General features: G+C 57.6%; 12 protein-coding genes and 1 CRISPR repeat array (1 of these 13 only partly in view). Of the genes, 3 read left to right on the forward strand and 9 right to left on the reverse strand.

Annotated features, from left to right (window positions below; all coding sequences use genetic code 11):
* Positions 1-114: direct repeats of the CRISPR family, unit length 30 nt; unit sequence GCTTCAACCCTACAAAGGTTCGTCTGAAAC (it extends 1,545 nt beyond the left edge of the window).
* A 109-nt stretch (positions 115-223) separates the two neighbouring features.
* The 8 genes from cas2 to cas6 are packed head-to-tail and all read right to left on the reverse strand — an operon-like array spanning position 224 to position 9,538.
* Positions 224-484 (reverse strand): CRISPR-associated endonuclease Cas2, encoded by a 261-nt coding sequence (cas2, locus tag C483_RS09235; protein WP_006165803.1) that lies wholly within the window; start codon positions 482-484, stop codon positions 224-226.
* 1 nt (position 485) lies between these two features.
* The gene (cas1b, locus tag C483_RS09240) at positions 486-1,478 is read right to left on the reverse strand and encodes a type I-B CRISPR-associated endonuclease Cas1b (protein WP_006653092.1); all 993 of its coding nucleotides are present in this window, start codon (positions 1,476-1,478) and stop codon (positions 486-488) included.
* 2 nt (positions 1,479-1,480) lie between these two features.
* Positions 1,481-2,029 carry a CRISPR-associated protein Cas4 gene (locus C483_RS09245; protein ID WP_006165800.1) on the reverse strand — a complete coding sequence of 183 codons (549 nt, stop codon included), beginning with the start codon at positions 2,027-2,029 and terminating at the stop codon, positions 1,481-1,483.
* Positions 2,026-4,698, reverse strand: a complete 2,673-nt coding sequence (locus tag C483_RS09250; protein ID WP_049912525.1) for a CRISPR-associated endonuclease Cas3'' — start codon at positions 4,696-4,698, stop codon at positions 2,026-2,028. The genes C483_RS09245 and C483_RS09250 overlap by 4 nt, the downstream gene beginning before the upstream one ends.
* A 1-nt stretch (position 4,699) precedes the next feature.
* Positions 4,700-5,509, reverse strand: a complete 810-nt coding sequence (gene cas5b / locus C483_RS09255; protein ID WP_006653094.1) for a type I-B CRISPR-associated protein Cas5b — start codon at positions 5,507-5,509, stop codon at positions 4,700-4,702.
* A 4-nt stretch (positions 5,510-5,513) separates the two neighbouring features.
* On the reverse strand, positions 5,514-6,587 hold the full coding sequence (gene cas7b, locus C483_RS09260; protein WP_006653095.1) for a type I-B CRISPR-associated protein Cas7/Csh2: 1,074 nt from the start codon (positions 6,585-6,587) through the stop codon (positions 5,514-5,516).
* Position 6,588: 1 nt separating this feature from the next.
* Complete coding sequence (gene cas8b / locus C483_RS09265; protein WP_006653096.1) at positions 6,589-8,745, reverse strand: type I-B CRISPR-associated protein Cas8b/Csh1; 2,157 nt, start codon at positions 8,743-8,745, stop codon at positions 6,589-6,591.
* Positions 8,732-9,538 (reverse strand): CRISPR-associated endoribonuclease Cas6, encoded by an 807-nt coding sequence (gene cas6 / locus C483_RS09270; RefSeq protein WP_086009730.1) that lies wholly within the window; start codon positions 9,536-9,538, stop codon positions 8,732-8,734. The genes cas8b and cas6 overlap by 14 nt, the downstream gene beginning before the upstream one ends.
* An 850-nt stretch (positions 9,539-10,388) precedes the next feature.
* Here cas6 and C483_RS09275 point away from each other — a divergent pair.
* The 3 genes from C483_RS09275 (at position 10,389) to C483_RS21165 (ending at position 11,157) form a co-directional block, all read left to right on the forward strand.
* Complete coding sequence (locus tag C483_RS09275) at positions 10,389-10,613, forward strand: HalOD1 output domain-containing protein (protein ID WP_049912526.1); 225 nt, start codon at positions 10,389-10,391, stop codon at positions 10,611-10,613.
* A 110-nt stretch (positions 10,614-10,723) separates the two neighbouring features.
* Positions 10,724-10,978, forward strand: coding sequence for a hypothetical protein (locus tag C483_RS21160; RefSeq protein WP_160166254.1), 255 nt, complete (start codon positions 10,724-10,726; stop codon positions 10,976-10,978).
* 32 nt (positions 10,979-11,010) lie between these two features.
* A complete protein-coding gene (locus C483_RS21165; protein WP_160166255.1) occupies positions 11,011-11,157 on the forward strand; it encodes a hypothetical protein in 147 nt (48 codons plus the stop codon).
* Between the two features lie 264 nt (positions 11,158-11,421).
* Here C483_RS21165 and C483_RS09285 read toward each other — a convergent pair whose 3' ends face one another.
* Positions 11,422-14,403: an ATP-binding protein gene (locus C483_RS09285; RefSeq protein ID WP_006653101.1), complete on the reverse strand. Its 2,982-nt coding sequence runs from the start codon at positions 14,401-14,403 to the stop codon at positions 11,422-11,424.
* Positions 14,404-14,494: the final 91 nt, after the last annotated feature.

Here is a 14,494-nt window from a genome sequence, read left to right on the forward strand (position 1 = left end):
GTTCGTCTGAAACCATGCCGGAAATCCGGACGTAAAGCCTACTATGTACCACTCCTACAAATCTATTTTCGTCGACCTTCAATNGCTTCAACCCTACAAAGGTTCGTCTGAAACCATGCCGGAAATCCGGACGTAAAGCCTACTATGTACCACTCCTACAAATCTATTTTCGTCGACCTTCAATAGTCGTCATTCCCGTGGGGGTCGACGGAACACTCCAGAATTAGAGAAAGCGCTGATCCTCTGTTGGATCTTCGCCGTACACCGTTCGATCGAGAAGTGCGTCTGACGAGAGCTCGTAGATAATCGTAGACTCGCCGGGCTCGAGTAACTCTTCTACTTCACCACGGAGCTGTTCGAGATCGCCCTTCGAGATCTCACCCTCAAGAACAGAGTTTTGAACGTGAGTGAGATACCGACGACCGATCTTGAGAGCTTTGTGTGTGCGATCAGCCTGAAGGTCGTAAACCATGACAACGTACATGTTACCACCACCGTTTGAACGGCTCGTACTTCTCACCGGTCAGGAGATGTTTCTTGAGTTTGTACGCCTCGAGTCGCATCAGATACTGGTAGCTGACTTTTCGTTTCAAATTTGGATGGTCAACTGTTCGCTCGAGCGTCTTCTCAAACTCCTTAGAATATGTCTGTCTACCCTGTTCGTTCAGGAGACACGACTCGAGTTCGGTTTCGAAGTCATCGGCTGTGATCTGGTTGCGGTTACAGAGTCGAAAGAGAACGCGATCCGCAATGACGGGTTTGAACAGATCCGCGATATCCAGCGAAAGCGAGTACCGCCGCTCACCGGGTTCGTGGAGATAACTGATCGTCGGATCGAGCGCGGTTGCCCGAATCGCCGAGGTGCAATTCGCATAGACGAGCGAGTTGCCGAATGAGATGAGGCTGTTTACTTCGTTCGGTGGTGGGTTGTACTCTCGGCGCGAGAGCTGAAATGACGGCGGCAGAATTTCGTTGAACGACTGGTAGTATGCTTTGCGAGCCGTGGCTTCGACACCCATCAGTTCGTCGACCGCGAGATTCTTCTCGACGCGTTCGGCAGCCGCCTCGAGGTCGTCGATGATCTGGTCGAGTTCGCAGCCACGGCTGTTGTAGTAGACGACATTGGTTCGCATGTTGTGGATGCTTCCAGAAACAATCGCTGCCGCTAACCGGCGTCGGTGAGAAGTATCGTCGTACGCACGGACCTGCGAGACAACAGTTCGGCCGGATGTTTGGCCACGCTTTGGCATGAGAGAGCCAGCATAGTAATCCTCCCAGCCAAAGACGTGCATTGCGACACCTTGGTCGTTCAAGAAAGACATCAGCCGAGTATTGAAATCGATCTGGCCGTGGAGGTACAGCGCCTCCGCGTTCTCGATTGGGACATATTTCTTTTCACCGTCTTCAGTGACAACTCTGACCGTGTCGTCGTTTCGTTCGATTCGCCCGTCTGAAAATACGTGGTAATTCTTGTCCATGGTTAGCACCAGCAAAAGTCGTGGTACGCACAGGAGTCACAGAACGGCTTCTCCTCTGCCGGCGGTGGCGTCTCTTTGCTTACGATTTCGTGAATGCCATCAATTGCAGTTTCCACGGCATCTTTGCGTTCGTCTGTGAGTTCGACGTGTTCACGGTTTCGTTCTCGAGGATGTGCGAGGACGCCGCCCTTCTCGATACCCGCAACGCGATCGAGATACCAGAGATAGTACGATAACTGCATTTCGGCTGGCTCAGTAAGTGTCGACGAGGGTTTGACCTCGATGACGCGCCCGTCTTCGAGGAGATCGAGCGAGATCATCCCGAGGTGGAGATTCTGCCGGTTCTCCTCGTATGCAGTGTCGTCGACGCGGGTGCCACGGACGACCGTCGGGTTTTCGCGGTCAATTTCGAGGTTTCGCGACTCGAACCAGAGTTCTCGCTTACAGACGTGATAGTACTGCATCATGACGCCGGTAACGCGAAACGGTTCGTCGACGGGGTTTCCGCGAGCGGTCTCGAGCAAGCGGGTAACGGGATCGGTGTCACTCATAGGAATCGACGCTCGACGGTGTTGTCAGGGACGACGAATCCGGTTACCGGATCGAAGAAGTTCCGAACCTGCGAGTTGGATGTGTCGAGCAGGCGGATGTCGGTCTCGCAATGGACAGTCGGAAGATTCGCTAGTTTTCGCTCCTCTTCCGACCCGGACTGATAGATTGGAACCGAAATCTGTCTCGTCCGCAACTCGTCCATAAGAGAGTTGACGGTCTCGAAATCATATCGGTCTATCGCGGCTTCAACCGCTTCTATCAGTTCTCGGTCCTCGTCCGTCCGGGAGATGACGACATCAATGGCATGCCGTTGCTCAATCAGCGAGAGTGCCTCGAGTTCGTCGCCTCGAGCATCGTCGACATACGTAGGGTACGCATCTTTCCCGACGTTTTTCTCCTGATGTAGTCGGTTGTAGTACTGCTTGACGGCGGTTCGAGCGACGGCGGTTTCGGAGAGTGTAGAGTCGTCCACTCGTACTTCGGCAAGCGTTTCGGCCGCGACAGGGAGCAACGACGGACCGCGATTGTAGACTGCTTCTGCCGGCGTCTTTTGTTGCTCTTCGGGAACGTCAAGCCACCAGACGGTGACGATCCCGGATTCGCGTTCGAACGACCGATTGCACCGACCGGCGGCCTGAACGATGCTGTCGATCGGTGCGAGATCTCGATACACGCGATCGAAGCTAATATCGACGCCTGCCTCCACGAGTTGCGTCGAAATGGTAACGAGGGGATGTCCGTCTCCGGTAAGAATCTTCGCCGTTTCAATGAGTGTAAGTCGATCGATAGGACGAAGTCGTGTTGAGAGATGCAATATCGAGTTCTCTCCGCTATCCATAATCCGGTTTGCGAGTACTTCCGGATCGACATCGTCGACGCTACCACACCGTTCGAGTTCGGCAGCGTACGCCTCACCGACGTCTGCGAGTTCCGAACGCCCTCCTGAGACGTGGTCTGTGAGTGTCTGTGCGCTGTCTATCGTGTTGCAGATTGCGAGTGCAGACTCGTTATTATCTACCGCCCCGAGAAGTTCTGCCGCAGCGTCCTCGTACGACTTTGGGCCAGTCTGCTTGTCGATGTACCGTTCGGTCGACGAATCGAGTTCGTACGTTACTCGCTCAGTCGTTTCGAAGTATACGTCCGGGTCATCGACGAGTTCGGTCGCATCCTCGACGAACGGAGTCGTTTCGTCGAAGAGTTGCGGTTGCGTTGCCGTCATGGCAATGACCGTCGCATCGTAGCGTTCGGTCAACAGTGCAACCAGTCGGGGAACAAGTTTCCACCAGTTCAGTGGGAGACTCTGTGGTTCATCGAGAATGACAACGCTGTCGCGAAGGGCTGGAAGCTTCATCGATTGCGTGTTCGCCGGACCGGCGAGACTCTCGAACAACTGGACGAACGTCGTCACCGTAAGTCCAGCCCGCCAACTTTCTGCTAACATCCCGGCAACATCGTCATTTTGATCGGCGTCGTCAGCTTCTTGGTCCGAATCCTCACCGGGGTGTTCTTCGTCCTGTATCGTCGTTTCCGAGAGGTGATGGTGTGCCGTGAGCAACCGACCAGCGGTATCAGCGTCGTAGATCTCCTCGATCTCGTCGACGACTTGATCGATGATGCTCGTAAACGGGAGCGCGTAGACGATTCTGTCGCCACCGGTTCGATCACGGATCTCCATCGCTGCTGAGAGCCCGGAAAGGGTCTTTCCCATTCCAGTCGGCAGCGTTAGCGTCGCGACGCCACCACCGTTGTCCGCAAATGAAGCGGCGTTCTCGAGCACTCGCTGCCGCGCTCGAGAGCGATAGTGATTCAACTGCTCCGATCGCGTTCCGTTCGGGTCGGCGGTGACACCAGCTTCGATCGCTGCAACGTGTTCGTCCAGTTTCGAAAGCGTGGGCGAGTCTGCGGCGTAGGTCGCTTCAGAAACGTCGTCACCGGTTTCCGCTTGTGCTGCGCTCGTCTTGTCTGCGAGGACAAGCGACCCCCAACACTCGAGAACGAGTGCGTAACACGACTCCGAAAGCGACTCGTAATCGAACGGTCCCGTCTCAGTTGTTGTGACGGTCGATTCGATGTCCTCGAGTAGGTTCCCGGCATACCGTTCACAGAACTCGCTCCACGAGCCGTGTCCGTCGGTCGCGGCTTCGAACACCTCGGAGGCAAGATCCGGAGCGTGATCGAGTATGTCTCTGATCTGCATTCTGATCGCAGTCTGGGACCGTTCTGTCTGTGTCTGTTCGGAAACGTTCTCGCGTCGGTGAGAACGATCAAAGGCGTACGACGCAACGTCCGGAACACTGCCGTGGTGCTTCGCGACGGCGACAAAGCCCGCAAGGCACGTCTCGGCGTCGTATCCTTTTGCCTCGAGCGCGTAGAACGCGGCGAACGAACCGAGTGGAGCGTGGTACCGGCACATCTTGGGGTCCGGTTCCACAGACTCGAGCAGGTAGTCCTGGAAGAACGTCGTCGCTTTACCGAAATCGTGAACGTACGCGAGCGTTTCGACGATGTCCTGTAGCGGCTCGCCTTCGGGTGTCTGTGCGTCGTCTGGGACGATGTGGCCAGTTCGCTTTGCAACGTCCTCGAGGTGGTCGATGAGCAAGACACCTCCATTGGCTCCACTCGAGGGATTATGATCGTCTTCCGGCGGATGGGAATAGCGCGTTGGCATCTCAGACGAAGACGACGGTTCTGTCGTCGACCGTCGCAGGATCGACATTTCGGACAGCAAGTGGGTCGGCGTCCGGGTTGTACGTGTACGCGGTGAAGTCAGTCGTCGTCCGTCCACCCGAGTCCGTCGCCATGAACGCGGGCGACTCTTCGACCTCGCAGCGTGTTCCCGCCTCGAGGACGACATCTTCGACGGCATCTGGCACGGCGGAGTCGACGGCGACCGCTTGCTCTCCATCGACTGACTCGGGTTCGACATCAAACTCACCGTGGTACTCGATCTCAGCGAGGTACTCCGACAAGCCTAAGCTCGGGACGTAGTGGGACCGCCCATCCTCGAGCGTCGATCGAAGCTCGTGGTATCGCTCATCGTCTGCCAGCGCCACGTCGATACGGTACGCGGGATCGACGAGCACCTCGTAGTTGTGTTGCTGGCGTAGCGTCGTCGGATCCGGGAGCTTGACGCTGATTTTCCCTCGTCCGTTCAGCGACTGGAGGTTTCCGTCGGCCGTCGAGAGCGTGTTCATCGGCATGTTGATCGTCCGGACTTCGTTTTCCGGCTCGATTGCGATCGCCGACTGATCGGGTCCGAATAGGTCGTAGTAGCCGTCCCGTTCGATACCGAGCATTGCGGCGATCAGTCCGGCGACCGTTGTCCGCGGGATGATTCGGTAGGTCTGTTTGACGATATTACCCTCGATACGACGGAAGTGCCCCCAGGGCCCTCGAACGGTAAAGGACAGGCAGCGCTCCGGCTGGTCGCTACTGCCATCCTCCTCGGTCGTCCACGTTTCGAGTGATTGCTGTCCCATCGTCTCAACTGTCGTCCGGGATCGTTGCAGTGTGTTCGTCGTAGACGTCGACAACCTCGACGGCGTCTGCCCCCAGTGCGTCCTCGAGTGCACCGTACAACACGCCGGGCCCGCCATCGTCACCCTCGTGGCTGAACGTGAGCACGTCGCTTGCGACGACCCGAACTCGTTCGATCTGTTCGCTCGCGTTCTCGAGTCGAGAGACGAACGTCTCGATATCGACGGCGAGGTCGCGGACGTTGCGAAGTTCTTCGTCGGGTTTCGACCGTTCGTCGTCCAGCGCAAGGTCCTTGTCCAGACCGCCGAGGTGGAAACTCTCGTCGGCGTATTCGACGCGACAGTAGAGACGCGGCTCTTGCCCGACCTTGCTCCGACTGATCGTCTGATTCTTGATCGCGCGCCAGCAAAGCGTGTCGAGTCGCTCGACATCGTCGCTCGTGAGTTTCGTATCCTCTGCGCCGTGTTCGTCGACGAGTCCGTGGAATCGGATGAGTCCGTACTGAATTCGGTGATCATCCAGGTCGAACCCACCCTGCTGTTTGTCCTCCTGCGTTGCGATCACGCTCGTCAAACTGTCGTACTCCTCGTTCTCGTTGACCGCGTGCATCGTCTTGCCGGGCGAGAACTGGACGGGGCCGGTGAAGTGGTCTGGAAGGTGTTCTGCGTATTCGTCGTCCGTGTCGACAGACATCGTTGCGCCAAAGTACCGAACGTCGACACTTTTGCCGAGGAACTCGCCAAAGATGTCGTCGCGGAATCGCTCTGTTTCCTCGTCGTCCTCGAGGTCGTAGTCATCGGGATCGACTTCCTTCAATCGGTCCTCGAGCAACTGTCCGCGCGTGTACTGGTTACCTTCCTCCTGCACATTTCGAATGTAGACGCCGTGACCGTCGTCCTCGAGTTGGTCGCGGAGATATCGTTTCAGTCGGACGTCGGTGACGATCGCCTGCTGGGTCTGTGGATCGATCCGGGGACGGTTTGCACCGCTGAGCGGGTTCCCGTTCGGATTCGCGTCGACGGCGTCGTACAGGAAAACGATTTCTGAGCGATTCTCGACGGTGTCGGTAGTGTCTGCCATGTTAGTGTTCCTCCTCGGGTGTCGTTGCTTCGTCGTCCTGTGCACCATTGTCCCACGGATGGTCGTTCATGCCGTAGGTTACGCCGAGGGCGTAGTAAAAACGCAGATCGTCGGTGTCAATCTGCCAGTTATCGGGTTCGGGATCGAGGATCGTCTCCCGTAGTCGGTCGACGATGTGGTCGGCTTTCGTGCCAGGATAGCCGTTTTGCTGTTTCTTTTCCTGACGTGTGTAGGTCAACGTCTTCGCAATCGTCTCCTGTGCGACCTTCTTGATTCGCGACTGGGTGATCGATTTCACCGGATACTGATCGACCAGCGTCGTCGATCGATCCTCGCTGTATTCCTGATAGCTGCCGATATCGCCGACGAGAGCGCCGAGCAAGAACGCACCGCGGCGCTGGTTGGCGACTGTCCCTTCGCTATCCCCTGTAGACGACAGCGCAGGTGTGTTTTCGATGAACGATTCGAGCTTCGCGTCGGCGGGGTTACCCCCATCCGTGATTGCTATCTCTTCGAAATCTGGCATTGTGTGTTCCTCGTAGGTCGGTTCTCGCGTGATCGGTTCCTTCGCGCTATCGTTCGTCGTCACCAACTCGAGCTTGCCGTCGGCCAGCGAACACAGCTGTGCGAACTGGCTGGCGACGAGGAACGACGGGAATCCCTCATGCTCGCTGTCGTCGGTCTGTTCGTCGATTATTCGTTGGACGTACTCCTCGAGTAGCGTCTCGACAGCGATGGTGTCGCCGCTCAGAACGCTGACGAGCGCTTCGATCCGCGGATCGTCGGCGTCCGCGTCGGCGTCGTCTCGCTCGGCGAACGTCTGATAGAAGTACCAGCCCGTGGAGACGGAGTTGAGCCGATTATTGTCCGATGCAAGTAGCCCCCAACTATCGGTGGTCGGCATGGGTGGCGTCCAATCGTCGATGCTGTTGAACGCGCTCGCGACATCGACGAGACGGTTGTGCGTGAAGGCGAGTTCCCGCGGATACTGTAGCCGTCCGTTCAGCGTCTCGCCGAAAACGTCGTATCGAGACATCTGATGGGGCATCACCGCCGAGACGTAGAACCGAAGATCCGTTTCGTCGATGTCGGCCTCTCGTTGTCGTTCGTAGGCGTCCTCAATCGGTGTGTCTTTCCCTTCGTCGGTTGCTGCTTGGTAGAGGAGTTTGTACAGCTCGTAGGCCTTTTCTGGTGTCGGACGGCCAAAGAAGTACGGCAGGGAGTACACCTTCGTTCCGAACGTCCGATAGGTACAAGCTTCGACGAACGTCTCGGCGTTCATCACAGTGACGGCAGCATCCTCGGAAATGGGATGGGAACGCCACGCTTCCTCGATGTCGAGTCCGGGGAATTTCTCGAGTTGTTTACCCAAGAAGTAATTCTGGGGATCCTCCGAGGTCCCAACTGTTCGTGCCGATCGACCGGTCACAATATCGGTTGCATCCCCTGAGGAGTCATCCGCTTTGTTCTTGGTGACGAGCTTCGAGAGTTTACGCTGGCGCATTGCTTCACGGAATGCGTCGATTTGGCCCGGCCAGCGATAGTCGCCGTTAGGTTCGGTTTTAATCTGCACCGTGAGTAAGGCGGTAGTCGATTCGCCGCCCAACCTCGTCACTACAGCGTCCTCGATATCCTCAAGGGTCGCTTCGTCGGTGCCCAGTGCTGCCAGGTCCTCGATAATCCAACCGTCCGGGTGCTCTGTCGCAGCATTCGTCACGACATCATCAGTCGCCCATTTCGTAAGTCGTTCTTTCGCGTACCGCGCAAGCTTTTCAGGATCGCTATTGCGGCCAGCCTGATGGGTGACGCTATGGTCGATTCCACGAGCGGCTGGGTACTTGCAATGGCCGACGTTCTGAACCAGCGTTTCCGTGTATCGCGTAACCTGAACGGGACCGATCATGTCATCCGCCAGCGTCGGTTCATCCCCAGAGACATCAATCCGGACGGCGATGAGGCTGTCATCGGTGTCGATGATGTCGCCGGCTGCGTCGGGCGTGAGATAAGGGGCATACTCACCACCACCCGTGGTCGCGAGCGTATAGAGCTTGCCGTAGAGGTACTGGATATCCCGTAGTGAACCAATCGGGCTATCCGGTAGCTCCTCGTCCAGTTCGGTCTCGGAATATGCCTCTCGAAACGCCTTAGGCGAAAGCATCCTCGCCCTCCAGTTCAGTTTCGCCTGGTCGGGTTCGACTTGTAATATTCATGAACCCAAGCCCGAGTGAATTTCGCTCTCCCAGCCCACAATCCAATGCGAGATTCAGGTGTCGGCGGTGAGAATCGTCTCGGACGGTGTAATTGAACTCCCATTTGCTCAAGACGTAGGTCATCTCCTGACCCTCAGTCACCGTCACGGGTACCGCGAAGGTCTTGATGAGTTCGTAGCCGTCGAACAGATCACCGTCTACATCGCTCGGGCCAGGTAAATCGTCGTGTGCGAACAACTCGTGTTTCTGATCGAGGTTCGACTCGAGTTGCGTCAACAGCGGCTCCGTGGTATGTTCAGGTCGCCAGAAGACCGGCGTATCCCCGCCTGGGTGGTCGATACCGTACTCCTCGCACTGCCACGGCGGAATTCGAACGAGTAACCCGGTCCCCGTCTCGAGCGTGCCTCGCGTCCCCGGTTCACCGACATCCGGCTCGAGTGACTGAATATTGTCGACCAAAAAAGGCATCTGGCCGATATTCAGTTCACGGTCGTCAAGTAAATCCTCTGCAACGTGTGCGAGGAGCCCCTCATCGTGTGAGGCGACCAAAAGCGTTCGATCGTCACCTTCCTGCATATCACCCGGTGGGAACGGGTTAGACATGACAAATCCCGGCGGCCCACCGGAATCATGTAGTGTATCGTATTCGGTATTTTCAAGTGCGTTCCAGATTCGTCCCCGTAGCTTGTGGTGATACGTATTGTCGTAGGCTGTGTCTGCTCGTGCGGACAGACGGATCAGTATTCGAACTATGATACATCACCATTGTTGATACCCGCCATCTCGAATAATCAATTATATTGACAGCACATAATGTTATTGGTGGATCATTATCACAGATGCTCGTTTGAATGAGCTGCTGTTGCTGTGCAGCGAGTTGACGACGGAGAAGGCGGTTCTCAAGCGTTTAAATTGCGAGTTGCTGGCGGAGATGCGTACTGTCCTCAGTGTGGATCGCGGAATCTCGATTCCGGCGATCCGCTAATCCCCAATGTCACACTTGGTTCACTATTGAGAGACCATTCATGAGGCTGCTACGAAATCGGTCTGATGGCGGGTCGCTANGATCCGCTAATCCCCAATGTCACACTTGGTTCACTATTGAGAGACCATTCATGAGGCTGCTACGAAATCGGTCTGATGGCGGGTCGCTATCCAACTACGGCCGAGAAGAGTCACGACCATTCGACGGCGTAAGAAGCCACCAATCGGTCAATATCCTAACGTTCTTTACGATTGCTTGAGTAACCAACAGACGCGCACGAAAGTGCGCAGAGCCGGAGTTCCAAGCTTGGCGGCAGGACTCCGGCTCACATGCGGCCCCCGCGTAGCGGGAGCACTCCACCATTGACGGCGACGAAATAAAGACCTGCCGACCTATCGCCAACGTAGTCTCACAGGCGGTTGGACCATCTTGGGGTGCTCTTCGCTGCGTGTCGGGCCACGCTATCAGCTCGACACATGTACTGTGAACTGACGATCCACTGTAAGTGCGGTACTGACATCCGCGCGGACCCGACTCAGGGCGCGATCACGTGTCCCGACTGTGAGTCGACGTTCGCCGCGCGAATTATTGATCTCGAGACTACCAATGCATCCCGCTATTTCCACGGCACTCACTCGTATCGCGGCCCGTAACGACCTCAACGTGGCCGATCTGCCACCGCTGTACGAGGTCGTTGACCCGGAGGCACTAGCTGCGGTGCTTGAGTCTGGCGGGAACGTCCTCGTTGGCTTCGAGTACGAAGGGTATCGCGTCGTGATCGGCCCCGGGCCTGACGACGTGGCGGTGGAGGTGATCGACGAGAATCGGTAACGGATCGTCGACAGGGAGTGGCAGTCGATCACCGCGTTTTTTCTCGGTTCTATCGGTTCGGCCAGCGCCTCGAAGTTGCTCGCCGAGTACCGCTTGCAGACCTCGTAGAGATGGTCGCGCTCAAGTTCGCCATCGACGGGCGCGAAGGTGTCGGTTTCGCCCGCAAAGGCGTCCGTCTCTTCGAGCGCTTCGAGTTCGTCAAAATCGTCGACATCAGTCCCCGTACGACAGAGATACCGGGCAATCTTGACTGCTCGGCAGATGTCGCGCTGTGGCAGCCGGAAGTTCGTCGCGACGTTACTGACCAGGTGCTCGTCGGTGATCTCCTCGCTGTCGTCCTCCCGGATAGCCACTCGAGTTCGTAGTCTGGGAACGGGCAGTGGGCGGGATCGACGCGATGGGTCTCGAAGTCGACATCGGGTTACCACTCGTCGGTGTGGCCAAGAAAGACGTCGCCGGGCGCGTCGTCCAGCCGTCCTCCTCGTCGAATCCGAGTGACGCGCCATCCTCGCAGCCAGTGGCTGCCTCGAGTCCCGTCAAGTAGATAGCGGCCTCCTGGAGGGTCGATTCGCGTAGCAGGCGAGTGAGGAGGTCGCCGTTTTGCATCCCGCTATCTTCGAGGATGTCGGCGGCGTTGGCCCGTAGGATAGAGGCCTCGGGATCGGTGAGCGCAGCAGAGAGGCAGTCCTTACCGGTGCCATCCTCACCGGAGAAGAGACCGGAGAGAGACGGCGGGTGCGTTGGCTGCGCGACTGCGGGCGTGGATGGGGTCGAGAGACGTGGATTTAACGCAGAGGTAGGGTGGAGACTATCGGCCCGCGATCGAGAATATACGCCATCCCTCACCTTCCTCCGGGCGTAACTCGTACGTAGCGGTCTCCGGAATCCTCACAATCGATTCGGGGATCTGCTCGGTGTTCACCTCGTGATCGACCCGCAGCACGACACTATCGTGAGCGTCAGTAACGCGTTCGATATCATTGCCGATCGAAACGTTACCGTGGTCCAGGACTGCGAGATCTTTGCTGGTGAATTCGTCTGCGATCGTCCGAGAATGGTAGAACGCGTGGGCACTACCGTCACCGTCGGCCAACCGGGTGACGAATTCGGTGACGACCGCTTCAGGGGAGCGACCATCGGCCGGATCAACGGACGAAGCGGGCCGTTTTCCGGACGGCGTATTAGCGGTCGATTCGGGGGGCCCAGTGTCCGGATCAACGTCCGAATCCGAACCCGGGTCAACAGTTTCACCACCGTCAGCGTCTACCGGCGGGGCACTCGTGTGATCTTCGTCGACGGGCGACTCGTCTTCGACGACCCGTCCGGTTTCGTCCCCACTCGAGTCGGTCTCACTGGGGTCGGTGTTGGTTTCGTCGCCGTACTTTCGACTGAGTTCGTCTCTCCACTCCCGACTGACGTTCTGGTTCTCGTAGCTTCGCAGTTTGTCCTCGTACTGGGTGAAGTCCTGTTCGATGGCGACCCCGCCCGCCTCACTTGCATACTGGAGCGCCAGGATCACGTGATCGAAGGTGATCGTCACGTCCGCGAAGTCGGTCGGTGAGTCCTCGAGAGGGTGGCCGTCGTGGGCTTCGGTGGCCGCGATGTAGGCAGCGTATTTTGCGACCTTTCGAACGATAGCTGGAGTCACAACGATACGACCGAGGTACTCGTAGTCGAACTCGCTGGTGTCGACGCTGGCCTCGTCGGGAAAGACGTTACGCCAGATCTGTCGGCGTACACGCTCCTGGGGGACATCGAAGTTGATCGAGTGGGCGATCCGGCGTTTGAACGCCGGATCGATCCCCGAGCGTTTGTTCGTCGTCAGCAGGGCAATCCCGTCGAAGCTCTCGAGACGCTGCAGCAGGAAGTTTGTCACGTTGTTCGCATAGCGGTCGGTTGAATCGCCGACGTCGGTCCGCTCGCCGAACAGCGAGTCGGCCTCGTCGAACAGCAGGATGGCGTTCGAGCGTTCGGCCTCCTCTAAGAGCGCCCCGAGTCGGCTCTCAGTTTCGCCGATATACTTGTTGACGATCTGGGAGAGGTCGACGCGGTAGAGATCGAGGCCGGTTTCGGTGGCGATAATCTCGGCGGCCATCGTCTTCCCGGTGCCGGGTGGGCCGTAAAAGAGGGCGACGACGCCGTCGCCCCTATCGCCGGTTTCGCCAAAGCCCCACTCGCTGGTGACCTGGCCCCGATACTGGAGATGTCCACAGAGTTCCCGCAAGTGGGTCTTCGGTCTGTCGTTGAGGTAAATGTCCTCGAAGGTGTAGCCCGGTTCCATCGACTCTGCGAGGGCCTCGAGATTACTGGCCGAGTACCGTTTACACGCTTCGTAGAGATGGTCGCGCTCGAGTGCGCCGTTGACGGGGGCGAAGACACTACTGTCGGGTTCGCTGCTAGCCTCGAGTGCAGCGGGGTCGATGTCGTCAGCATCGCCGTCGGTTCGACAGAGATACCGAGCTGTTTTGATGGCTCGTCGGATGTCCCGCTGTGGGAGCCGGAAATTCGTCGCAACGTTCTCGAGAAGAGAGTCCTCGGCGAATTCCGTCCGGTACTCTTCCCAGATCGCCAGGCGGGTGTCATACTCGGGAAACAGGCAGTGTGCAGTCTCGACGCCGTGGGCCTCAAGGTCGATGTCGGGTTTCCATTCATCGGTGTGTGAGAGGAAGACATCGCCAGGAGCATCGTCTAGCCGTTCGACGATTGTATCGACCGACGGCCGATCCTCGGCAGTCGTGATCCCGAGAGTGCCGTCTTCCTCGTCGATCGTCGGTCCCTCTTCGTCGCCCGTGACTGACTCGAGGCCCTCGAGGTGGATTGTTGCTTCCTGAAGGGCGGCTTCGCGGATCAGGCGGGTAGTCAGATCAGTGTCCTCGAGGACTGTCGCATCGGCACGCAATACCGGTGTCTCAGGGTCGGAAAATGCCCCCGGAAGGGAGTTCTTTCCGGTGCCGTCCTCGCCCGAGAAGTAGTAGATGGAGGGCACGTCAGTGGCGTTCGTACGTTGTTCGATCGCCTCGAGGGTTGCCGTAGTTTCGTCGTCGAAGACGAGATCCGAAAGAGTGCGGTTATGGTGCTCGATCGACACTCTCTCAGAGAGAATTGGATCGAGACTATCGTCGCCTTTGAGGTACTGGACAATGCGTTCGTCGACGGTGACGGTGTCGTAGACCGGCGACACGTTCTCGCTCCTGTGTTGGCGTTCGAGGAGTCCGTACTCGAACAGCGGAGAGGGAGACGCCAGCACCTCGCCGGGCGGCTCCGAATCGTCGTTGTCGGTACTCCCGTGGAGGACGACGAGCAGGTCCTCGAGAAGGTCGACCGTTGGTAACTGTGGTTGTCCGGTTCCACGAATGCGTCCGTACGCAACGCTGACACTCCGATCGAGAACGGGACCAAGCGCGAGCAAGAACGCGTCGAGATGGGTCCGCGAGAGATCAAACGCGGATACAAGTCGGTCGAGTCGAAGGTCGACGCCCTGCTCACGGGCCTGCTGAATGTTCGACTCTAGCTCAGCCGTATACGCCTCGAGGTCCGTTCGATCAGCCTCCCCGATCGCCAGCCCGCGTTCGTCGTCGTCGCTGTGCTCCGTCTCGCCGTTAAGTGCTCGAATCTTCGATCCGAGCGACTGCAGTTCGAAGCCGGGCGTCGAGAGCGATTCATTGCTCCGCTCGGCGACCAGCTCGAACGACGAGTCGTCAGTCTCGATTCCGTGGGTGATGATTGACTCGAGAGCAAAAAGGAGCCGATCGAACTCGGCCTGAAGTCGATCGGCGAAATGGTCGTACATGTGATTCGTTACAAACTATTGTGACTAACATTTTTTGTTACTGAACTTATTCGGTTTTTGGTCTTTTCGTGATCTTGTTCAGGAGGGAACA

It is taken from the genome of Natrialba hulunbeirensis JCM 10989, from assembly GCF_000337575.1.
Lineage (GTDB): Archaea > Halobacteriota > Halobacteria > Halobacteriales > Natrialbaceae > Natrialba > Natrialba hulunbeirensis.